This window comes from Thauera sp. AutoDN2, from assembly GCF_051280715.1.
Taxonomy (GTDB): domain Bacteria; phylum Pseudomonadota; class Gammaproteobacteria; order Burkholderiales; family Rhodocyclaceae; genus Thauera.
Genome location: NZ_JBNCAR010000013.1, coordinates 57,038 through 79,004, shown reverse-complemented (window position 1 = coordinate 79,004; position 21,967 = coordinate 57,038). Strand labels below are relative to the sequence as shown.

The window sequence follows — 21,967 nt, the reverse complement described above, 5'->3', positions numbered from 1 at the left end:
GCGCGAATGCATGGCGGCGCCACCTTTGTGCGGTCAGCTGCCGGAACGACGAGCGTTGGCCTTACCATGACCGTTATGGATAGCTGTTCATAACGGCCAGTAGCGGCCCGTGGCCTATGTGCGTTGGGCTGCCTGCTTCACGCAGAGACCTGCCACAGGACCAGCTACGCCATGAGTGTCTCTTGTGGGTCGGGTCCGGCCGGTGAGCCCTCATGCCAATGAACTAATCGACGCGGGGTCACTGGATATTCAGGAAGGAGCGGTGCTTGAAGTAGGCGGTACCCGACTGACTCTTGGATCCAGGGATCGCTTACATTGACGCGAGTGCTCGCTCGAGTTTCAGCGCCAGATCAGAAGCCTTCGCGTGGTAGTACCGCATCAGCATTCTAGGATCCTTGTGGCCTCTGAGGGGATCTTAGCAAGCTCATGCATCGGGAATGTTGTAGGCTGGGCGGGTTGTAGTTGCTGGTGCCCACCAGGGGCGGGTAGGCGAGGGCGAAGTGCAGTGAGCGATGCTCAGCCGTCGAGCTTTGCTGCGATATCTTTTGCTCGAGGGTTGTAGTAGCGCTTCAGCTGGCGGGGGTCCTTGTGACCCGTGTAAGCTGACAGCTCGATGATGTTGGATAGTTTCGCCGCTGCACGCGTGGTGCCTTCGTGCCGAAGGTCGTGCCAGCGCAGGTCGGTGATACCTTCTCGCGCTTTCGCACGCGCCCATGCTTTCTTGACAGCATTCTCGGTGGTTTTGAAAACTCGGTCATCCGCGAAGGTCTTTCCTGCTTCGCGGGCTGCGGCGACACACTGGTCGTGCATCGTCTTGAGGCGCTTGAGAATCTCTACTGCTTTGGCGCTCAGCGGTATTTCTCTGCTGTCGCCGTTTTTCGTGTCTTCTTTCCAGATGTAGCGATCTTCGAGGTGAACATCTTCCCATCTTGCCCCCAGCAACTCGGAGCGCCTCGCAGCCGTTTCGATCGAGAGCTCATACAGCGGATTGATCCATGGGTTACGCGTTCCCTTAGTGAATGCGCCGTTCTCGTCTCGTCCGCCCGAGGTGAGCGTTGTCCTCAGGGTGGCCTCCTCATTGCTTTCCAGTCGTCGATCACGAGCCTTTGACGGTGGAGGCCGTCTTGTGAGGCTGATCGGATTTGCAATCGGAATGTGCCAGTCGAGGATCGCGTGGCTGATCACTTGCGAGAGGAGGTCCAACTCACGTCGAACCGTTGCTGGTCTGACCTTTTCAAGCCTCTTGTCGCGATATTGTGTGATGATCTCCGGCGTCAGTGCAGCAAAGCTGTAACTGGCTAGTTTCTGTTTCAGAAGTGCGTTCAGCCTGAGCTTTTCGACATCGTGGCCTTTGTTTTGCGGCGACACCTCACGGAGATAGCGCTCCATGGCTGCTCCGAGGGTCATCTCGGCCGCAGGTCTGCGATCGCGGAACTCGCCCGCATCCATCTCGCGTTCGATGCCGCGAGCCCAGCGCTCTGCGTCAGCCTTCGTCTCGAAGGTCTTTGAGACCCGCGGGTACCCCTTTCTGTTCACCTCCGCGTGCCACTGGTACTTTCCACGTTCTCTGATGCAAGCCATGTCTCACTCCCTCTGCGCCGAGGCGGACTCCGTCAACAAACCGTCAACAAATCAGAAATTACCTTAAAGCCTAGTATATACTTGCTCTGGCGGCGGCTTTCGGGACGCAGGGGCCGGAGGTTCGAATCCTCTTTCCCCGACCAGTAATTCAAGTAAAACGCCCAAGTGATTCAGTCGCTTGGGCGTTTTACTTTCGTGGTGCGCCTTGGATGCGCAGCCGGGAGAGGACGGCACGTCCAAGGTCACATTGAGCCTCACCGGGACCGTCAGCCGGATGGCTTCCTCAGCACCAGCACATCACCGCGTTGCGTAAACTCAAGGTGCTTCAAAACGCTCATGCCGAGCAGCACGTCGTCGTCACGCATGCCCGGATTCAGGTGGGCTGGGGCGCCGGCGAAGCGGAACGGCCCGATGTCGAGCGATGCAATGGTCGTGGCATGGACAATCACGCTGCCGTTGGCGGTGGAAACCATCGAACGGGCTCCAGGGCTCAGGCCGAGTTGCGGGCCCAGGTGCGCCGGCACCGCCGTGTGGGTCGCGCCCGTGTCGAGCAGGAAGCGAACGGGCTGGCCGTTGATCAGGCCGGGTGAGAAGTAGTGGCCGGCGCGATTGCGTTGCAGCACCCACTCTTCCGTGCCGTGCGCAACGGTCAACGCACGGTTGGGGTCCTCGCGGTGTTTGAGGACGCCATCGAAGGTCGCCCAGCCGAAGCCGAGAAATGCCAGGGTTGCGAGCAAACCCATGCGGCGCCCAAGCTTGCGATGCGTGTGGTCTGAGTTGGTCATGAGAAAGTGTCTTGCCGTCGCGCTCCGGCGCTGGACCCTTTGCGTACCTGCAGGGATGGGCGACGCCCTGCTCAGGTGCGAAAGCCCGCAATTGTCTGCGCGAGCAGGCCGGTCTGTTCGCGCAGGCGTGTAGCCGAGTCGCTCATGTCTCGAGCGGCTGTGCTGGTTTCGTCCGCAGACTGTGAAATGCGTTTCATGTTCTTCGCGACCACGGCGAACCCGCGTCCTTGCCCCGGCGCAGGATGTTCTTCCACTCCTGAACCTGTGTCTTGAAGCTCACCTGGGCGCTGCGTGCAGTGTCGACCGCATCGATCAGCCTCTGGTTGTCCGCGATCACCTTGGTCAGGGTGCTGTTCAACTGCCCCGCCTGGTAGAACGAGAAGCCACCGAGCGCGACCAGCAGTGCGAGGGCGCACAGGGTCAGCAGGCCGAGCTTCACCTTGATGTCGAGGTTCTTCATGAGTCGTCCTGTTCCCTGTGAAGTTGCGTACCCGTGCGACCACGGAAAGCCCCTGCACGGTGTGCACGCAGCGTTTTCGGCATTTCGGTGTGAGGGCTTGAGCGAATTTCCAGCCGCGGACGCTGCCTTTTTGCCCGTCGGCTTGAACAGTTTAGACTGCGGCCATTCCGGTCATGACAATTCCGAAGGAGTCCATGCTGATGCAACTCAAGGACAGCAATCTGCTGCGTACGCGCGCATACATTGACGGCGCCTGGCTCGACGCGGACGGCGATGCCCGTTTTGAGGTTCGCAACCCGGCCGACGGCAGCGTAATTACCAGCGTGCCCGACATGGGTGCGGCCGAGACGCGGCGTGCAATCGCCGCGGCCGAGGCTGCATTGCCGGTGTGGCGTGCGCGTACGGCGAAGGAGCGTGCGGCCGTGCTGCGGCGCTGGTTCGAGTTGATCCTGGCCAACCAGGAAGACCTTGCCGTGCTGATGACCGCAGAGCAGGGTAAGCCGCTGGCCGAGGCGCGTGGCGAGGTCGCCTATGGTGCATCCTTCATTGAGTGGTTTGCCGAGGAGGGTAAGCGCATCTATGGCGACGTGATTCCGCCGCACGGCGCGGACAAGCGTATCGTCGTCATCAAGCAGCCGATCGGCGTGGTGGCGGCGATCACGCCGTGGAACTTCCCCAATGCGATGATCACGCGCAAGGCCGGCCCCGCCCTGGCTGCCGGATGCACCATGGTGATCAAGCCCGCCGAGGACACGCCGCTGAGCGCGCTCGCGCTCGCCGAACTGGCCGAACGTGCCGGCATGCCTCCGGGCGTGTTCAACATCGTCACCACCAATCGCGCTGCCGAAGTCGGCGCCGAGCTTACCGCCAGCCCGGTGGTGCGCAAACTCTCCTTCACCGGTTCGACCGAGGTGGGTAAGCTGCTGATGGCCCAGTGCGCCGGCACGGTGAAGAAGGTCGCGCTCGAGCTCGGCGGCAACGCGCCTTTCATCGTCTTCGACGATGCCGATCTGGACGCTGCGGTCGCGGGGGCGATGGCTTCGAAGTACCGCAACGCGGGCCAGACCTGCGTGTGCGCGAATCGCCTGCTGGTGCAGGACGGCATCTACGACGCCTTCGCCGAGAAACTGGCCGAAGCGGTGGCGAAGCTCAAGGTAGGCCCGGGGCTCTCGGGCGAGGTGCAGCAGGGACCGCTGATCAACGAGGATGCGGTGGAGAAGGTGGAGGAGTTACTCGCCGACGCGGTGGGCAAGGGCGCGCAGATCGCCTGCGGTGGCAAGCGCCATGCGCTCGGCGGCACCTTCTTCGAGCCCACCATCGTCACCGGTGTCACCCCTGCGATGCGCGTGGCGCGCGAGGAGATCTTCGGCCCGGTGGCGCCGCTGTTCCGCTTCCATACAGAAGAGGAAGCGATCCGCATGGCCAACGACACCGAGTTCGGTCTCGCCGCCTATTTCTACGCGCGCGACATCGCCCGCGTGTGGCGCGTGGCCGAAGGGCTGGAGTACGGCATCGTCGGCATCAACGAAGGCCTCATCTCCACCGAGGTCGCGCCCTTCGGCGGCGTCAAGGCCTCCGGCGTCGGGCGCGAGGGCTCGAAGTACGGCATCGACGACTTCGTCGAGATCAAGTACCTGTGCATGGGCGGGATCCGCTAATCGCTGGCTGATCTCGGCGCGAAGGCTGCGCGGTGGTGGCGGGGGGCGCTGCAGGCGCCACCCCGTCCGCCTGTGCTCACTCCCAGCTCAGCGCGCCGCCGGTCTGATACTCCGTGACCCGCGTCTCGAAGAAGTTCTTCTCCTTGCGAAGGTTGGCCTGCTCGTCCAGCCACGGCAGCACGTTCTCCGCGCCGGGGAAGGGCTCGGCCAGCCCGAGCTGGCGGGCGCGGCGGTTGGCGATGTAGCGGAACTGGCCCATATGCTGCGCAGCCGAGTAGCCAAGGATGGGCTCGCGCAGCAGGTAGCCGGCGTAGGCGGTTTCGGCGGCCTCGGCTTCTTCCCACAGGCGGGCGAGCGCCGCGGGATCGAGCTGCAGGTTTTCCTCGGCGATGAGCGTGCGCACGGTGCGGATGCCGAAGGCGCAGTGCAGCACCTCGTCGCGCATGATGTACTGCAACTGCTCGGCCGTGCCCTTCATCAGCCCGCGCCGCTGCAGCGCGAAGATGGGGGTGAAGCCGTTGTAGAACCAGCAGCCCTCGAAGATGGCGGCGAAGAAGAGGTAGGAGAGCGCGAATTCGTGCAGGTTGTCGCGGTCGGTGAGGTCGAAGTCGGCCCGCATCACGCGCTCGAGCCGGCGGTTGGCGAGCGCGATCTTGCCGTGGATCTCGGGCACGACGCGGTAGCGGTTGTAGATCTCCTGCTGGTCCAGGCCCAGGCTTTCGATGCAGTGCTGGTATGTCCAGGTATGCAGGGCTTCCTCATACACCTGGCGGGCCTGGTAGATCTGCAGCTCGGGCGCGGTCATCTTCTCCATCACCGCCAGGCCGATGTTGCGCATGGCGAGGATGTCCGAGGTGGTCAGATAGGACAGCACGTTCTCGAACACATGGCGCTCGGCCGGCGTCAGGCGATGGTGGTAGTCGTGAACGTCCTGCGCCATGGAGATTTCCAGCGGCGTCCAGTGGTTCTTGTTGGCGTTGAGGAAGAACTCCCACGCCCAGGGGTACTTGAAGGGCGCGAGCTGGTTGATGTCACCCTGGCCGTTGACGATGCGTTTGTCGGCAGCACGCACCGGTGCCAGCGCGCCCGGCCGGGCATCGGTGGCGGACAGGGCCGCGTCGGGGCGGAATGCCGGCGCCGTGGGCGTCACCGTGGACGCCGGGGAGTCTGCCTGGCGGGAGGCTGGCGTAGCGGCTGGAGCAGTGGCTGCCCGAGGGCGAACCGGCGTGTCCCAGTCGTCGAAGAAGGCGGTCATTGGCAGGCCTCGCAGTCGGGGTCGAGAATGGAGCAGGTCTTGGGCGCCGGGTCGTCGCTGGTGGTGGCCGGCGTGTTGGTGCCGGTTTTCTCCATTGCGGTGGCGTAACGCGCCTTGAGTTCGGCGTGAATGCCCTCGATCGGGGTGAGTGAGCCGTCGAAGTACTTGAGGTCGGCCACCATCCCCTCGTCCCACAGGCCGAGTGCCTTCAGCTCGCGCACCAGATGGGCGGGCAGGTTCACCGAGCCGAGGTTGCACACCGCGGTCTCGTCGGCCGAGGTGTTGAGCGTGATCTCGGTGCACAGGTTGGAGCCATGCACCACGCCCACGTGCTGCTGCGGCGAGCGCAGGTTGCAGGCGTCCTTGAAGGTGATCCACGGATGCCCGGTCTCGAACAGCATGGTCAGCATCTTGCGCCACAGCTGGAAGGCGGGCAGGCGCTTGAAGAGGCGGATCTCGCCGCGCCCTGGCGGCCCTCGACGGCGAGAAAGGTCTTGGTCATGGCGACGGCGATCTTGTTCGGATCGAAGGCAACGACGGCGCCATTGCGGCGGATGATCTGGAAAGCGGCGAGTTGCATGGCGTTATCAAGTGCTTCGGTCGGAAGTCGGTCCACGGGTGGTCCTCGTCTGGGTGAGTGCGGATGAAACGGGTTGCTGAGGGAAGGCGAGCTTCAGGCGGCCGCGAGGCTGACTGCGCTGGGGGCCGGGCAAGGCGGGGCGTCGTCGCCGGCGTGGGACTCGGCCCGCAGATCCAGCGTCAAGGGGGCGGTGTGGCTGCCGCCAGGCCGACTGAAGCCGCTGGCGGCAGCCATGTGGAGTACCGCCGGGCTGATGCTGTGACACACGATCCGGCCTGCGCCGTGCAGGCGGGCCAGGGCTATGACGTGGTTGAACAGTGCTCGGCCCAGTCCGTGCTGGCGATGAGTTGCGGTAACGCTGAGCCCGAAGTCGACCTCCCCATCGCGCACCGCGATATGGGCGAGGGCGACGATGTCGCCTTGTGCGGTGCCCAGCCCATGCACATGGTCGCGTGCGAAGTCGAGGGTGGCGACGTAGGCGGCGATGCCTTCGTCGCGGATGCCGTGGCTGAAGCGCAGCAGGCGGTCATCGGCATCCAGCGCAAGTAGGTGTTCGAGGATGCGGGGTGCGTCGGCGGGGCCGAAGCGGAACATCGGCCTCAGAACGACGCCTCTGGAATCGGTCGGCGGTGTCAGCGTTGCAGCGGGGCGGTCGGCGGTGGGCATGGCGGAGATCCGGTGCGGGCAGGGCGGATCTCCGACGCACGGGCGTGATGCGTCACGCGCATGGCAATGCCATACGGTGCTGCCGTGCCATCAGGAAAGCGAGCAAGTGAAATGGTGTGAGCCATGCCTCTTGTCAGGGACACCCCGCCCCAAACTGTTGAAGGTGATGTGCATGGCAGGTCTCCTGGCTCACGGGTCGTCGTCTTGCGCCAGCCTTCCCGGAAGATTTCCAGTGGCAGAGAGGGCGCAGGACTCGCCGATTACAGTTGCGGGGGCAGCTCCGGGGTTCGCGCTGGGCGCGGCACCGGATTCCCTTTTCATGTCCGCCGATGACGGCGGACAACCATGAACAGGGGCGGAGGTTAGCCCTGGCCCCCGGCGCTGTCAAACGCGCCGCGTTCGATCGTACGCACCAGGGTATGCACCGCGCGATGCGTCGGAACTTCGAGCCCGGCCGCCTCGGCCATGGATAGCAGGGCGCCGGTGATGGCGTCGATCTCGGTGTGGCGGCCGGCGAGGACGTCCTGCAGCATGCTGGCGCGGTTGGCGGCGGTGGCGCGGGCAACGCCATGCACCCGCGCGAGCGCGGCCGCTTCGTCGAGCTCGAGGCCGTTGGCGCGCAGTACCGGCAGTGCCTCGCGCACCAGGGCGTTGAGCAGTACGCGGTGCGGCGGCTCGAGCAGGGCGCCGTTGGGCACGCGGAACAGCGCCGCGAGCGGGTTGATGGCGACGTTCACCAGCAGCTTCGCCAGCCGCGCGGCGGTGATTTCCGGCTCGATGCGAGCCTCGAGACCCGCGTCCGCCAGCATCCGCGCGAGCGGCTCGAACCCGGGCGGCAGCAGGGTTTCGCCTGCGCCTGAGGGCTGCACCCGGTTGCCGTCGCGCCACGCGCCCTCGGTGGTGATGCCCTGATCCACGTGTTGTGCGTGGCAATGCCCGCGCAGCATGTCCACGGTGATCCCGTTCTGCAAGGACAGCACGCCGATGGGGCGCATGCGTGAGGCGACTTCCGCGGCTGCCGCTGTGTCGGCGGCCTTCACCAGCACGATCACCCAGTCGGCGACAGGGGGGTGGGCAGCGTCGAAGGCTTCCAGGGCGAGTGTTTGCTCGCCCACTTGCACGCCGGTGCGGAGGCTTGCGACCCGGTGTGCGTTACGCGCAATCACGGCGAGCGGCACGACGGCGCGCAGCCGCGCAGCAAAGTGCAGGCCCAGCGCGCCGGCGCCGATGATCGCAACCGGGAAGCGCGTGTCGGCCTGGCTGTGGTGTGTGGCACGAGGGGGTGCCTCGAGATTACTGTCCATTCGATACGTACGGAGCGGTTCGGATTTCAAGTGGATCCCTGCCTGTTGCGTGCCAGACGGCTTCGCGGTCGCGATGTCGCATAAACATCGGATGGGTGCTCCAGCATGCCTGCTCCATGGAGCATCTGGAGCAACTCAGCCTGTTCATTCCACCCAATGGGAACAGCCGATGGGATGTGCTGTGGGGCTGGAATGCCCGAATCCAGGCGCATTCGCATTCTGGCATGACTCCTGCTGGAGGTGAGATGCAGCGACTTGCTGTGCATCCAGAAAATCGAGGAGACGAGATCATGCTGTACGCAATGCCCGGCCAGGCCGACGCCAAGGTTCAGTTCAAAAGCCGTTATGACAACTTCATCGGTGGCAAATGGGTGGCCCCGGTCAAGGGGCAGTATTTCGATGTGGTCACCCCGGTTTCCGGCCAGAAGTACACCCAGGCCGCGCGCTCCACGGCCGAGGACATTGAGCTGGCGCTCGATGCCGCACACGCGGCCTTCCCGACCTGGGGCAAGACCGACGCCACCACGCGCTCGAACATCCTGCTCAAGATCGCCGACCGCCTCGAGGCCAACCTCGAACTGCTCGCCTACGCCGAGACCGTCGACAACGGCAAGCCGATCCGCGAGACGCTCAACGCCGACATCCCGCTCGCCGTCGACCACTTCCGCTACTTCGCCGGCTGCCTGCGCTCGCAGGAAGGCGGCATCTCGGAGATCGACGAGAACACCATGGCCTATCACATCCACGAGCCGCTGGGCGTGGTCGGCCAGATCATCCCGTGGAACTTCCCGATCCTGATGGCGGCGTGGAAGCTGGCGCCGGCTCTGGGTGCGGGTAACTGCGTGGTGCTCAAGCCCGCCGAGTCGACCCCGATCTCGATCCTGGTGCTGATGGAACTGATCGCCGACCTGCTGCCGCCGGGCGTGCTCAACATCGTCAACGGCTATGGCCGTGAGGCCGGCATGCCGCTCGCCACCAGCAAGCGCATCGCCAAGATCGCCTTCACCGGCTCGACCTCCACCGGCCGCGTCATCGCCCAGGCCGCCGCCAACAACCTGATCCCGGCCACGCTGGAGCTGGGCGGCAAGTCGCCCAACATCTTCTTCGCCGACGTGATGGACAAGGATGATGCCTTCCTCGACAAGGCGATCGAGGGCCTGGTGCTGTTCGCCTTCAACCAGGGCGAAGTGTGCACCTGCCCGAGCCGCGCGCTGATCCAGGAATCGATCTACGACCGCTTCATGGAGCGCGCACTGAAGCGCGTCGCCGCCATCAAGCAGGGCAGCCCGCTCGACACCGACACGATGATGGGGGCGCAGGCCTCGCAGGAACAGATGACCAAGATCCAGTCCTACCTCGCGCTCGGTCGTGAGGAGGGCGCCGAGGTTCTGATCGGCGGCAATCGTGCCCAACTTGGCGGTGACCTGACCGACGGCTTCTACATCCAGCCGACGCTGTTCAAGGGCCACAACAAGATGCGCATCTTCCAGGAAGAGATCTTCGGGCCGGTGCTCGCGGTGACCACCTTCAAGGACGAGGCCGAGGCCCTTTCGATCGCCAACGACACCCTGTACGGTCTGGGTGCCGGCGTATGGAGCCGCAACGGTAACGTCGCCTATCGCATGGGCCGGGCCATCCAGGCCGGCCGCGTGTGGACCAACTGCTATCACGCCTACCCGGCGCACGCTGCCTTCGGCGGCTACAAGGAGTCGGGCATCGGCCGCGAGACGCACAAGGTCATGCTCGACCACTACCAGCAGACCAAGAACCTGCTCGTGAGCTACAGCGAGAACAAGCTCGGCTTCTTCTGAGCGACCGTCCTCTCTCCCCATGCCCTGTCCGGGGTATCTCCTCGGGGGCGGGCAACCGCCCCCTATTTTGCATTGCGGAGGACGAAGCCATGGTCGAACGCGTCATTGCCACGCCTGCGGCGCTGGAGCTGATCGCGCAGCTCAAGGCCGAGCATGGCCCCGAGCTGATGTTCCACCAGTCCGGCGGCTGTTGCGACAACAGCGCGGCGAACTGCTACCTGCCCACCGATCTCACGATCGGGCCGCATGACGTGCGTCTCGGTGAGATCGGCGGCGTGCCGTTTTACATGAGCGCGTCGCAGTACGAGTACTGGAAGCACACTCAGCTGATCATCGACGTGGTCGAGGGGCAGGGCGGTACCTTTTCGCTCGAGGGGGGCACGGGCAAGGCCTTCCATACCCGGTCGCGACTGTTCAGCGACGAGGAACTCGCCGAAATCGACGCTGAAGAGCTTCAGCGCAAGGGCTGAGCGCGCTCTGCAGCGTCAGAAGGACAAGGTTTCCCAGCCCGGCGCGCGCGCGCGAGAAAGCCGCTGCACCTGCCTGGCCAGTGACTTCGGGGCACCGCACATCGGGGGCGAGCCCGTGAGCGCGCATTGCGGTAGGGCAGATATGGCAGCCGGCGCCGAAGCGAAATGGAAGGGCGTCGCGCACTGCTGCTGCGCCATTCCTTGGCGCGAACAACTTCACCAGGCTGCCGGCGATCGGATTAGCATGTGGCCCGTGCGTCGGGGGCTGGCCTGCAGCCACGCCGATCGCACCGATCGAGATAGCTCGCCGGGCGTCTGCAAGCAGCCCGAGCATCGGCTGCGGGGGAGACGAAACGATGAGATTCGAAGCGGCAGACGTAGTCGCGCCCAATGCGGTGGCCTCGTTGCGGCGCAGGTTTCTTGAGCGCGGTGAATTGCCCCAGCGGGGGGTGGCCGCGCCTGTGCTGCGATCCTGGGAACGTTGCCTGCGATTGAGGATGGAGGTGGGCGACAGGGGGGAGTTTTCAGGTTCGACCCGCGGTGACCTGGTCGTGGCGCGTGAGCGCAATACCGTGCTGCTCAATCACGCGAGCGCGGTCATGGAGCACCTCCATGAGCAGATTCGTGCCTCGGGGAGCATGGTCTTGCTCGCGGACGCGAGTGGCTTGATCTTGCACGGCATTGGTGATCCCGCCTTTGTCGATCGCGCCAGCCGGGTTGCCCTGCAACCGGGTGCGAGCTGGAGCGAATGCCATCGTGGCACCAATGCAATCGGTGCGGCGTTGATCGAGCGCGCGCCGGTCGAGGTGCTGGGTGCCGAGCATTATTTCGAATGCAATGGTGTGCTCACCTGCAGCGCTGCGCCGATCCTGGACAGCCGCGGGCAACTCATCGGCGCGCTCGACATCTCGGGCGACCATCGCAGCCATCAGCCGCATACGCTCGGACTCGCACGCATGAGCGTTCGCGTGGTCGAGCGCCGGATGTTCGAGAGCGAGTGTGCGCGCCACGCGATCGTCGCCTTTCATCCGCGCCCGGAAGGGGTGGGCGGTCTGCAGGAGGGCCTGCTCGCGGTGGACCAGGATGGCGCAATCGTCGCTGCAGACCGACAGGCGCGGGTGCTGCTGGGCCTTGGCGATTCGCAGTCGGCAAACCTGGGGCTCTTCGGAAAGTTCTTCTGCAGCAGTTTCGGATGGGTGATCGGCCGCGCAGCCCGTCATCCCGAGGCCTTGGCCGAGCTCGCGCTGCGTTCGGGTGGGGCTGTGTTTGCGCGAGTCCGGGTGAGTCCCGCCTGGCACGTCGGGGAACGTGTCGGACCGCCCGTAACCGATCGGTCGGTCCGGGGCCGTGGGGAGAGCCTGCCGCCGACCCGGGCGGCTCGGCCGCCGGTCACGCTGGATGCGCTGTCGACCGGAGACCCTGCATTGCAGGCGGTGCTGGATCGCTGCGCCCGCGTGATCGGGCGCAACATTCCGGTGCTCATCCAGGGCGAATCAGGATCGGGCAAGGAACTGCTCGCACGTGCCTGCCACGAGAGCAGCCCGCGCGCCGGAGGGCCGTTCGTTGCGGTCAATTGCGCTGCGATTCCGGAAACGTTGATCGAGTCTGAGCTTTTCGGCTACGTCGGCGGTGCGTTTACGGGGGCACGCAAGGAGGGGGCGCTGGGCCGCATCCGGCAGGCCCATGGTGGAACACTGTTCCTGGATGAGATCGGCGACATGCCTGCGGCCATGCAGGCGCGCCTGCTGCGCGTGCTGCAGGAGCGCTGCGTCCAGCCAGTCGGCGGGTGCGAAGACGTTCCGGTGGATGTTGCGCTGGTGTGCGCCACCCATCGCAACCTGGGCGAACGGGTTGCCGCAGGGCATTTTCGCGAGGATCTGTATTACCGCGTCAATGGCCTGAGTGTGCGCCTGCCGCCGCTGCGCGAGCGCAGTGACCTCGCGCAACTGACGCGTTGCCTGATCGACGCCGGCAGCCACCCGGAGCCCGGTCGCGTGAGTCTGGCGCCAGAGACAATGGCGATCATTCAAGCCTACGCCTGGCCCGGAAACATTCGCCAGCTGCAGAATGCGATCGAGCTTGCCCTCGTGCTGCTCGACGAGGGGGAGTTCAGCATCCTGCCCAGGCATCTGCCTGAGGAGGTGTTGCAGGGGGGGGCGGGTGCCGGGCGTGCGGTGGTGGCGGCAAATGCCCCCGTACCGCAGTCGATGCAGGACTTTCCCGAGGCGGCTCCTTCGGTGCGCTCCGCTGGGTGCATGCGGGGGAGCAGGCAACTGGATGAGACGAAGATCCGTCAGGCGCTGGAGCGTTTCGACGGGAACCTCTCCGCCGCGGCCCGCTATCTCGGCGTCGCGCGCAATACGCTTTACCGACGGCTCGGTCGCGACTTCTGAATCAAGGTCCGCCCGAGTGGGGGGCACACTGCGCTGGCTCAGTCCCAGCGTGCAGCGTCCTCGTCACGAACGAAAGCGATGGTGCGTCCGTCCGCGAGCAGCTCGCGGATGCGCCACGGCACGCCTTCGGCGTCGACTTCGACGAGGCCGATGCCTGCGCCGTTGAGCAGGCGGCGGCCGCGGGCGGCGCCTTCGTACTTGCGCGGGATCACGCGCATGTGGCGGCGTCGGGTCAGCCAGTTGAGCGGCGAGCGCGGCGAATACAGCCAGCGGTTGAGGCGGTCGAGCACCGCGAGCAGGCGGGGCGGGAATTCGTTGCGCACGCCGCTGCTGCAGATCTGCCAGATGTCGGGGCCGTGCTCGCGACCGCGCAGCTCCACGTCGTAGACGAAGGAGTAATGCACGTCGCCCGACAGCACGACGAAGGTCTGCGGCGTCTTGCGGTGGCGGAAGATGTTGAGGATCGCCTGTGCGGCGCCGGGGTGGGCCATCCAGTTCTCGGCGTCGACCATCAGCGGGTGGCCGAACCAGGTGAACACGCGCTGGATCGCCTCGATCAGCTTGACGCCGAAGATCGGCGCCGGCGATACCAGCAGCACCGCCGGCAGGTCGCGCAGGCCGTGCTGCAGGTCGGTGAGCGACTCCCAGTCCATCAGCCCCGAGGGTTGGCGCGCGGCGTGCTCGGAGCGCCAGCGTCGGGTGCGGCTGTCGAGGACCATCAGTGGTGGCGTGCTCGGCCAGGCGTAGTGCCAGGACTCGAACTTCAGCAGATGCCTGATGCAGTCTTCGTGGGCGTCGCCGCCGGGCGCCTGCAGCGCCTTCGAAAGGTGCGCCAGCGAGGCGTCGTCGAAGGCGTCCGGATCGTTGCCCCAGCCCTGGTTCACCGCGTAAGCAAGCAAGGCGTTGCCGATCACGCGACGCGAGAAGGGGTGCTCGTAGGCGATCTCCTCCCATTCGCGGCTCAGGTTCCAGTCGTCGGTGACGTCATGGTCGTCGAAGATCATGGCCACGGGGACGTGCGCGAGCGCGCGGCGTACTGCTGCCAGGTCCGTGCGGAAGGTGTCGATGAGCGCGCTCTCCTTCGCCCACAGCGCGGCATCTTCCGCGCTCAGGTTCGACGGTGGGGCGATGCGCAGTCCGGCCCATGGCGCGGGGGACCAGACGAGCAGGTACATCGCCAGCACTTCGGCGAGTGTAATCAGGTGGTTGTGTGCGCTGGCCGAGGTGAAGACCGGCTTCTCGACGCCGCCGAACAGCACCTCGATGAGCGCGTAGTTGCGCTTGTGCTGGGGGAGCAGGGTTTCGCGGCGGTAGTAGCTCGCCGGGTGGGCGTAGAGCGCGGCGGCGTCGTGCACGCCGGCTTCCTCGGCGCCGCGCAGCGCCTCGACCGGTAGACCCAGGCGCCCGATCAGGGCGTGGATTGCGCCCAGCATCGGGCCAGCAACGTCATCGGCATAGATCTGGTCGCCGGTCAGCACAAGCGCGGAGGGCCAGCCGGGCAGGCCGTCCTCGCCCGGTGCGGGGTCGGCGTCGGCGGCATTGGTGGCGATCAGCTCGCCGAGCAGGCGATCGACCCGGGTGAGCCCATCACCGCCGTCATGATGCGGCTTGCGGCAGGAGCCGTGCAGCAGCGAGGCTACCCTGGGGGCGAACACGAAGCCGGGCGTAGCACGGTCGGGGTAGCACAGCTCGGGCGCCCAGTCGCGCCAGTGCTGCCAGTTGGCACCTGCTTCCGTCCCGGTGCGGTCAATCCCGTCGGCGGGTGCGAGCGCAAGGTCGTAGCCGATCCATCGCCCGGCTGGCAGTGGCGTCTCGAGCGCGAGGTCGATCAGCATGTAATGCAGGCGCGCACCGGCCTTGAGCAGGCGGTACGCCGGCGAGCCGGGGATGGGCCGGAACTGGCAGGGTGCGCCTTCCCCTGTGTCCACTTCGATCTGCACCTGCACGGCGCGGCTGGTGGCCAGCCACAGCACCAGGCGTTGCGATTCGACCCGGCGCAGGATCGGGCCAGCGAGCACGAGCGGTAGTTCGTCGCCTGCCGGGGGCGTGGTGGCGGTCACGGTGACGGACGGGCTCGGGGCGGTGGCGGCTGGTGCGTGTTTCTGTGGCAGCGTCATGGCGTGTTTATATCAAAGCCGGGTCGTGAGCGGCAGCTTGCGCGCGTGGCGCCTGAGAGCGTGGTCGGCGTGGGCGCTACGCTTGCCGAGCCTGCAGGCTCGCGTCCGTAGGTTAGGGGGCTGGCGGGTTAGAATTCGCGTCCGCATGCGTCGTCTCGGCGCGCGTACGCCTCGCCCTTTCTCGCCCCTCGCCCGCCCCGCCTCCTCCATCTCCACCCGCCCCAGAACCGTGAACATCGATCCGTCAACGCTGCCGCCCGGCTTGCCGCCTATCGAGCCTTTCGCATTGCTCGACGACTGCCATGCCACGCGTGCTGCGCCGACCAGCCGCCTGTACACGATGTTCGTTCGCGAGCATTGCTGTAACGACCCGACGGCGCTGGAGACGGTGTGGAGCGCGGTGGATGCCGACCTGCGCGCTGGCTTGCATGCCGTGGTGCTCGCCGACTACGAGTGGGGCGCCCGTCTGATCGGCGCGGGGCACGAGCGCCTGAGCGCTGCGGATGCGGGCAGTCTGCGCGTGCTGATGTTCGCGCACATGCGGCGGCTCGATGCCGATGCGGCGTCGGCGTGGCTGGCGGCGCGCGAGCGGGCGTGCGTGTCCAGCGCAGCTGGCGGGGCCTGCGAGCCCACCGACGCCGCTCAAGTCTTCAAGCCCTCTGAGCCCGAACCCGCCGGCGTGCTCGACCTGCGGGCCTCCGTGGATCGTGCCGCCTTCGATGCAGCGATCGTGCGCATCCACCACGCGATTGAGGCGGGCGAAACCTATCAGGTCAATTACAGCTACCGGCTCGATTTTTGCAGCTTTGGCTTGCCGCTGAGCCTGTACCGCCGCCTGCGCGCGCACCAGCCCGTGGCCTTTGGTGCGCTGATCGCCCTGCCGCGTGGCGACGCGGGTCCGGACTGGGTGTTGTCCTGCTCGCCCGAACTCTTCCTGCGCAACACGGGGGGCCGGCTGACCGCCCGCCCGATGAAGGGCACGGCAGCGCGCGCGCAGGATCCCGGAGAGGATGCGGAAATCGCCCGCGGGCTTGCGGCTGACGCCAAGAACCGCGCCGAGAACCTGATGATCGTCGACCTGCTGCGCAACGATCTGGGCCGCGTCGCGCGCACCGGCAGCGTGCGCGTGCCGGCACTGTTCTCGGTCGAGACCTACCCGACCGTGCTGCAGATGACCTCCACCGTCGAGGCCGAGCTCCCCGCCGGAACAGGCTTCCCCGCGCTGCTGCGCGCGCTGTTCCCCTGTGGCTCGATCACCGGGGCGCCCAAGCACCGGACCATGCAGTGGATCGCCGCGCTCGAGGATTCGCCGCGTGGTCTCTACACCGGCAGCATCGGCTGGATCGACGCCCCCGTCGCGGGCAGTGCATGCGGCGACTTCTGCCTGTCGGTGGCGATTCGTACCCTGAGCCTGCGCTCGCGCGCGGACGGTGCGGGCTGCGATGGCCGCATGGGGGTGGGCGCGGGCATCGTCATCGACAGCCGCGCTGCCGACGAATACGCCGAATGCCGCCTCAAGGCCCGTTTCCTGACCGCGCTCGATCCCGGCTTTGTGCTCTTCGAGACGATGCATGCGATGCGCGAGGCGGGTGTGCGTCATCTCGACCGCCATCTGGGGCGGCTGGAAGCCAGCGCGGTGGCGCTCGATTTCGGTTTCTCCCGCGAGCGCATTGTCGCCGGGCTGGAGCAGGCGGTGGCAGCATTGCCGAGCGGCGCGGCACACCGGCTGCGGCTGGCCGTGCACAAGGACGGACGCTTCGAGCTCGCGGTGGCGGTGCTCGATCCGCTGCCGCCAGGGCCGGTCGAGGTGCTGCTTGCGCGCACGCCGATTGACGATCCGTTCGGTCTGCTCGGCCACAAGACCACGCTGCGCAGCCGCTACGACGAAGGCATCCGCGCCGCGCAGGCGCGTGGTGCGTTCGACATGTTGTTCTTCGATGGCGAGGGCTGGCTGACCGAGGGCGGACGCAGCAATGTCTTCCTGCGCGTCGAGGGACAGTGGCTGACGCCGCCGCTCGGGCGTGGCGTGCTGCCGGGCACGATGCGCGCCGCGCTGCTGGCCGATCCCGCATGGTCTGCGCGCGAGCGGCGGCTGCGGGTGGGGGATCTCCTGCGCGCCGAGCGCATCGTGCTCACCAATGCGCTGCGCGGTGTGCTGGAGGCGCGGCTGGCGCCCGGCGAGGCCGAGCGCGGGTGCCTGGGTCCGGTCTTGCCTTCAGCCCGCCGATAGCCGGCACGCCGCGTACTTGAACTCCGGAATCTTGCCGTAGGGGTCGAGCGCCGGGTTGGTGAGCAGGTTGGCGGCGGCCTCCACGTAGCAGAAGGGCACGAAGACCATGCCCTCGGGCATCCGCGGGTCGGTGCGGGCGGCGAGGGTGATGCAGCCGCGGCGGGTTTCGATCGTCAGGGGCGCGCCCGGGGCGAGGCCGAGGCGGGCGAGTTCGCCCGGGGCCAGCGTCGCTACGGCAGCGGGTTCAAGCGCGTCGAGCACTGCGCTGCGCCGGGTCATCGCGCCGGTGTGCCAGTGTTCGAGCTGGCGGCCGGTGATCAGCACCGTGGGCCAGTCGGCGTCCACCGGTTCGTCGGGCGGCAGCGGCACGGCGGGGCGGAAGCGTGCGCGGCCGCTTGCGGTCGGGAAGCGGTCGTCGAAGACCACGTCTTTGCCTGGGGCGTCGCCCGCGGGGCAGGGGTAGGTGACGGCACCCTCGCGCTCCAGCCGCGCCCAGTCGATGTGGTCGAGCGAGCGCATGGCGCGCTTCATCTCGGCGAAGACCTCGCGCGGGTGGGCGTAGTCCCAGTCGAGGCCGAGGCGGCACGCGAGCTGCTGGATGATCCACCAGTCGGGGCGGGCCTCGCCGGGCAGCGGCACGGCGGCGCGGCCGAGCTGGATCTGGCGGTTGGTGTTGGTCACGGTGCCGTCCTTTTCGGGCCAGGCCGAGGCGGGCAGGATCACATCGGCAAACTGCGCGGTCTCGGTGACGAAGAGGTCCTGCACGACCAGATGTTCCAGCCTGGCGAGTGCGGCGCGGGTGTGGTGCAGGTCGGGGTCGGACATCGCCGGGTTCTCGCCGAGGATGTACATCCCGCGCACCCGGCCGGCGTGGATCGCGTCCATGGTCTCGACGACGGTGAGGCCGGGCTGGGCTGGCAAGGGCGTCGACCACAGTTCCTCGAAGGCGGCGCGGTACTGCGCGTCGCCCACCGGGCGGTAGTCGGGTAGCACCATCGGGATGAGGCCCGCGTCGGAGGCGCCCTGCACGTTGTTCTGCCCGCGCAGCGGATGCAGGCCGGTGCCGGGACGGCCGATGTGGCCGGTGGCGAGCGCGAGGGAGATCAGGCAGCGCGCGTTGTCGGTGCCGTGCACATGCTGCGAGATCCCCATGCCCCAGAAAATCATCGCGCGCTCGGCCTGGGCGTAGAGGCGCGCGATGTCGCGGATCTCGTCCGGCGCCACACCGCACAGCGGCGCCATGGCCTCGGGCGTCATCGGCGCGACGTGGTCGGCGAGCGCCTCGAAACCCTCGGTGCGCGTGGCGATGAAGTCGTTGTTGCACAAGCCCTCGTCGATGATGACGTGGAGCATGGCGTTGAAGAGCGCAACGTCGCTCCCCGGGGTGAAGCGCACCATGCGGTTGGCGTATTGGCCGAGGACCAGGCCGCGCGGGTCGAGCACGATCAGCTTCGTCCCGCGTTTGGCGGCCTGTTTGAACCAGGTGGCGGCGACGGGGTGGTTTGCCGTCGGGTTGCAGCCGGTGAGGATCACTACGTCGGCTTGCGCCGCCTGCATGAAGGAGGCGGTGACTGCGCCCGAGCCGATGCATTCCATCAGCGCGGCGACCGAGCTGGCGTGGCACAGCCGGGTGCAGTGGTCTACGTTGTTGGAGCGGAAGCCCGTGCGCACCAGCTTCTGGAACAGCCAGGCCTCCTCATTCGAACACTTCGCGCTGCCGAAGCCGGCGAGCACGCCAGGGCCGTGGGTGTCGAGCAGGCGGCGCAGGCCTGTGGCGGCGAACTCGAGCGCCTCGTCCCAGCTCGCCGGGCGGAAGTGGCTGAGCGGGCTGGCCGGGTCGAAGGCTGGATCCACGCCCTTGGGCACGCCCTCGCGGCGGATCAGCGGGGTCGTCAGGCGGCCGCGGTGATTGGGGTAATCGAAGCCGAAGCGGCCCTTCACGCACAGGCGGTTCTCGTTGGCCGGGCCGTTGCGGCCTTCTACGAAGAGGATGCGACCGTCCTTGACGTGGTAGGTGAGCTGGCAGCCCACGCCACAGTAGGGACACACCGAATCCACCTTGTGATCGGCGCAGGCCGAGTCGCCGCGGCCAAGCGCGTCGGCCACGCTGGCGGGCATCAGCGCACCGGTGGGACAGGCCTGCACGCATTCCCCGCAGGCCACGCAGGTGCTGTGGCCGAGCGGGTCGTCGAAGTCGAACACGATCTTCGTTGCCGCGCCGCGGTGGGCGAGACCGATCACGTCGTTGACCTGCACCTCGCGGCAGGCCTGAATACACAGCCGGCATGCGATGCATGCATCCAGATTCACGCGGATCGCTGGATGCGAGGCATCCGGCGCCGACGCGTGCGTGACGCGGACCAGGAAAGCGTCCTCCTCCACCCCCGCGGGGGCGTCGAGCAGGGCCATCTGCTCCGCCAGCTCCCAGAAATGGCTGGAGCGGTCGGGGCTGTCGTCGCGCGCGGCTTGCTCGGTGCGCAGCAACGCCATGACGCCCTCGCGCGCGCTGCGTGCGCGCCCGGATTTGCGGCTCCTGATCACCATGCCTGGCCGCGCCTCGCGGATGCAGCTTGCGGCCAGGGTGCGTTCGCCCTCGATCTCGATCATGCAGGCGCGACAGTTTCCGTCCGGTCGGTAGCCGGGTGCATCACGCAGGCACAGGTGGGGGATGCGCTCGCCTGCCCGTGCCGCGACTTGCCACAGGGTTTCGCCGGGGAAGGCCGTGACGGTGACCCCGTCAAGCGTGATCTCGAAGGCTTCGTTATCTGTTTCGGATGAGGCCGTGTGGCCTTGTGCCGTGTTCATCGCGCGTCCTCTTCGTGGCCGGCCTGCGTGGCCGGCGCTGTGTGTATCAGCCGAACGCCCCGGCGCGAAAGCTCATCCGGGAAAAAACGCAGCAGGCTGAGCACCGGGTTGGGAGCGGCCTGGCCGAGGCCGCAGATCGAGGCGTCCTGCATCAGCTGCGCAAGTCCTTGCAGCTGTGAGACATCCCACTGGTCGCGCTCGATCAGGCCCAGCATCTTCCCGGTGCCGAGCCGGCACGGGGTGCATTGGCCACAGGATTCGTCGGCGAAGAAGGCAAGCAGGTTCTGCACCGCCGCGCGCAGGTCGTCCTGGTCCGAGATCACCACCACCGCGGCCGAGCCGATGAAGCAGCCATGTGGCTGCAGGGTATCGAAGTCGAGTGGCAGGTCGGCCTTGCTCGCGGGCAGGATGCCGCCCGAGGCGCCACCGGGCAGCCACGCGAGCAGGCGGTGGCCCGCCGCCATGCCGCCGCAGTGCTCGTCGATCAGCTCGCGCAGCGTGATGCCTGCCGGGGCGACATGCACGCCGGGCTTGTTCACCCGCCCCGAGACCGAAAAGCTGCGCAGGCCGCTGCGGCCATGCCGCCCCTGGCTGGCGAACCACGCCGCGCCTTTCGCGTGCAGGAGCGGGATCCAGTAGAGCGTCTCGACGTTGTTGACCAGGGTCGGGCGGCCGAAAAGGCCGTGCTGTGCCACGAAGGGCGGACGATGGCGCGGCTTGCCGGGTTTGCCTTCCAGCGACTCGATGAGCGCGGATTCCTCGCCGCAGATGTAGGCGCCTGCGCCGCGGCGCAGCACGATGAAGCCGGGTCGGGTGATCCCGGCCTGCTCCAGTTCGGCGATCGCTTCGCGCAGCACGGTGTGCAGTGCCGCGTATTCGTCCCGCAGGTAGAGGTAGACCGCCTCGGCTTCGAGCGCCTGCACGCTCACCAGTGCGCCTTCGAGTACCTGGTGGGGCCAGCGCTCGAGGTAATGACGGTCCTTGAAGGTGCCGGGCTCGCCTTCGTCTGCATTGATCACCACGTAGCGGGGGCCGGCTTCTGCGCGCACCGCCTGCCACTTGCGCCAGGTCGGGAAACCCGCGCCGCCCATGCCGCGCAGGCCAGCATCGCGCAGCAGATGCTCGATGTGCGTTGCCTCGAGTGCGCCTGTGCGCAGGGCTTCGAGCAGGGCATGGCCGCCTTCGGCCCGATAGGATTCGAGCCGCTGCCAGGGGGGATGCTCAGGCGCAGCGCCGCCTGGTGCCAGGGTCGCGCGTACGCGTTCGGGAGTGGCATGACCGAGCGTGCGATGACCAATCTGTGCCGCTGGCGCACAGTCGCATTGGCCCATGCAGGGAGCGCGCAGGATGCGTACGCTGGAGGGGTCGAGCGCGCCCTCCAGTGCGGCCTTCAGATGCGCGGCCCCGGCGAGCTGGCAGGGCAGGCCGTCGCATATCCGGATCGTGAGCGCCGGCGGCGGGGTTTCGTCATCGCGCACGAGGTCGAAGTGGGCGTAGAAGCTTGCGGTCTCGAAGACCTCGGCCATCGGGAGGCGCATCCAGGCCGCGAGCGCGTGCATGTGGTTCAGCGACAGGTGGCCGAAGTGATCCTGAATCGCGTGCAGGTGCTCGATCAGTGCATCGCGGCTACGGGGGCGGCCACCGAGCAGGTCGGCCACGGCGCGTTCGGCGTCGGCGTCGAGCTGGCGGCCGCGCGGGGTGGCGCGGGTGCGCACCCGTTCGTGCGTCGTGTCTGTTCCTGCGGCGGGTGCCGCGGAGGATGAAGTCGGTGGCGTCATCGGCGCATGTTCCTGGCTTGCTGGGATGCCCTTTCGGCACTGCTCCCGCACTGTACTCCCCGGCGCGCCGTGCG

17 protein-coding genes and 1 riboswitch are annotated in these 21,967 nt (G+C 67.1%); of the genes, 5 read left to right on the top strand and 12 right to left on the bottom strand.

Annotated features, from left to right (window positions below):
• Positions 1-516: 516 nt before the first annotated feature.
• The 4 genes from ACPT9U_RS09590 to ACPT9U_RS09575 all read right to left on the bottom strand — a co-directional run bounded on the left by ACPT9U_RS09590 (position 517) and on the right by ACPT9U_RS09575 (position 2,826).
• Complete coding sequence (locus tag ACPT9U_RS09590) at positions 517-1,581, bottom strand: site-specific integrase (protein WP_435750735.1); 1,065 nt, start codon at positions 1,579-1,581, stop codon at positions 517-519.
• 266 nt (positions 1,582-1,847) lie between these two features.
• A complete protein-coding gene (locus tag ACPT9U_RS09585; protein ID WP_418363294.1) occupies positions 1,848-2,366 on the bottom strand; it encodes a retropepsin-like aspartic protease family protein in 519 nt (172 codons plus the stop codon).
• A gap of 71 nt (positions 2,367-2,437) precedes the next feature.
• A complete protein-coding gene (locus tag ACPT9U_RS09580) occupies positions 2,438-2,563 on the bottom strand; it encodes a hypothetical protein (RefSeq protein WP_435750734.1) in 126 nt (41 codons plus the stop codon).
• Positions 2,560-2,826, bottom strand: coding sequence for a hypothetical protein (locus ACPT9U_RS09575; protein WP_435750733.1), 267 nt, complete (start codon positions 2,824-2,826; stop codon positions 2,560-2,562). Before ACPT9U_RS09575 ends, ACPT9U_RS09580 begins: the two co-directional genes overlap by 4 nt.
• A gap of 194 nt (positions 2,827-3,020) precedes the next feature.
• On the opposite strand from ACPT9U_RS09575, the gene gabD reads away from it, so the two are divergent.
• Complete coding sequence (gabD, locus tag ACPT9U_RS09570; RefSeq protein WP_435750732.1) at positions 3,021-4,484, top strand: NADP-dependent succinate-semialdehyde dehydrogenase; 1,464 nt, start codon at positions 3,021-3,023, stop codon at positions 4,482-4,484.
• A 76-nt stretch (positions 4,485-4,560) separates the two neighbouring features.
• Here the strand turns inward: gabD and ACPT9U_RS09565 are convergent, their stop codons facing one another.
• The 5 genes from ACPT9U_RS09565 to ACPT9U_RS09545 all read right to left on the bottom strand — a co-directional run bounded on the left by ACPT9U_RS09565 (position 4,561) and on the right by ACPT9U_RS09545 (position 8,289).
• Positions 4,561-5,739 carry a ribonucleotide-diphosphate reductase subunit beta gene (locus ACPT9U_RS09565; RefSeq protein WP_435750730.1) on the bottom strand — a complete coding sequence of 393 codons (1,179 nt, stop codon included), beginning with the start codon at positions 5,737-5,739 and terminating at the stop codon, positions 4,561-4,563.
• The gene (locus ACPT9U_RS09560) at positions 5,736-6,149 is read right to left on the bottom strand and encodes a hypothetical protein (RefSeq protein ID WP_435750729.1); all 414 of its coding nucleotides are present in this window, start codon (positions 6,147-6,149) and stop codon (positions 5,736-5,738) included. The genes ACPT9U_RS09565 and ACPT9U_RS09560 overlap by 4 nt, the downstream gene beginning before the upstream one ends.
• The gene (locus ACPT9U_RS09555; protein WP_435750728.1) at positions 6,143-6,355 is read right to left on the bottom strand and encodes a hypothetical protein; all 213 of its coding nucleotides are present in this window, start codon (positions 6,353-6,355) and stop codon (positions 6,143-6,145) included. Before ACPT9U_RS09555 ends, ACPT9U_RS09560 begins: the two co-directional genes overlap by 7 nt.
• Positions 6,356-6,412: 57 nt before the next feature.
• Positions 6,413-6,985 (bottom strand): GNAT family N-acetyltransferase, encoded by a 573-nt coding sequence (locus ACPT9U_RS09550; protein ID WP_435750727.1) that lies wholly within the window; start codon positions 6,983-6,985, stop codon positions 6,413-6,415.
• Positions 6,986-7,142: 157 nt separating this feature from the next.
• A riboswitch (cobalamin riboswitch) is annotated at positions 7,143-7,348 on the bottom strand.
• Positions 7,348-8,289, bottom strand: coding sequence for a ketopantoate reductase family protein (locus tag ACPT9U_RS09545; protein WP_418363288.1), 942 nt, complete (start codon positions 8,287-8,289; stop codon positions 7,348-7,350). It overlaps the preceding riboswitch by 1 nt.
• 290 nt (positions 8,290-8,579) lie before the next feature.
• Here ACPT9U_RS09545 and adh point away from each other — a divergent pair, with 290 nt between their 5' ends.
• From adh to ACPT9U_RS09530, 3 genes are all read left to right on the top strand, one after another.
• Positions 8,580-10,100, top strand: coding sequence for an aldehyde dehydrogenase (gene adh / locus ACPT9U_RS09540; RefSeq protein ID WP_418363287.1), 1,521 nt, complete (start codon positions 8,580-8,582; stop codon positions 10,098-10,100).
• Between the two features lie 89 nt (positions 10,101-10,189).
• Positions 10,190-10,570: a DUF779 domain-containing protein gene (locus ACPT9U_RS09535; RefSeq protein WP_418363286.1), complete on the top strand. Its 381-nt coding sequence runs from the start codon at positions 10,190-10,192 to the stop codon at positions 10,568-10,570.
• Positions 10,571-10,926: 356 nt separating this feature from the next.
• The gene (locus tag ACPT9U_RS09530) at positions 10,927-12,963 is read left to right on the top strand and encodes a sigma-54-dependent Fis family transcriptional regulator (protein WP_418363285.1); all 2,037 of its coding nucleotides are present in this window, start codon (positions 10,927-10,929) and stop codon (positions 12,961-12,963) included.
• A gap of 38 nt (positions 12,964-13,001) precedes the next feature.
• Here ACPT9U_RS09530 and ACPT9U_RS09525 read toward each other — a convergent pair whose 3' ends face one another.
• Complete coding sequence (locus tag ACPT9U_RS09525) at positions 13,002-15,080, bottom strand: alkaline phosphatase D family protein (protein ID WP_435750726.1); 2,079 nt, start codon at positions 15,078-15,080, stop codon at positions 13,002-13,004.
• 229 nt (positions 15,081-15,309) lie between these two features.
• Between ACPT9U_RS09525 and ACPT9U_RS09520 the strand changes: the two genes are divergently transcribed.
• Positions 15,310-17,310, top strand: a complete 2,001-nt coding sequence (locus ACPT9U_RS09520; RefSeq protein WP_435750725.1) for a chorismate-binding protein — start codon at positions 15,310-15,312, stop codon at positions 17,308-17,310.
• Here the strand turns inward: ACPT9U_RS09520 and fdhF are convergent.
• Both fdhF and ACPT9U_RS09510 read right to left on the bottom strand, forming a co-directional pair.
• Positions 17,296-20,115, bottom strand: coding sequence for a formate dehydrogenase subunit alpha (gene fdhF / locus ACPT9U_RS09515; RefSeq protein ID WP_435750724.1), 2,820 nt, complete (start codon positions 20,113-20,115; stop codon positions 17,296-17,298). The genes ACPT9U_RS09520 and fdhF overlap by 15 nt on opposite strands.
• Positions 20,112-21,893 (bottom strand): NAD(P)H-dependent oxidoreductase subunit E, encoded by a 1,782-nt coding sequence (locus ACPT9U_RS09510; protein WP_418363281.1) that lies wholly within the window; start codon positions 21,891-21,893, stop codon positions 20,112-20,114. Before ACPT9U_RS09510 ends, fdhF begins: the two co-directional genes overlap by 4 nt.
• Between the last annotated feature and the right edge of the window lie 74 nt (positions 21,894-21,967).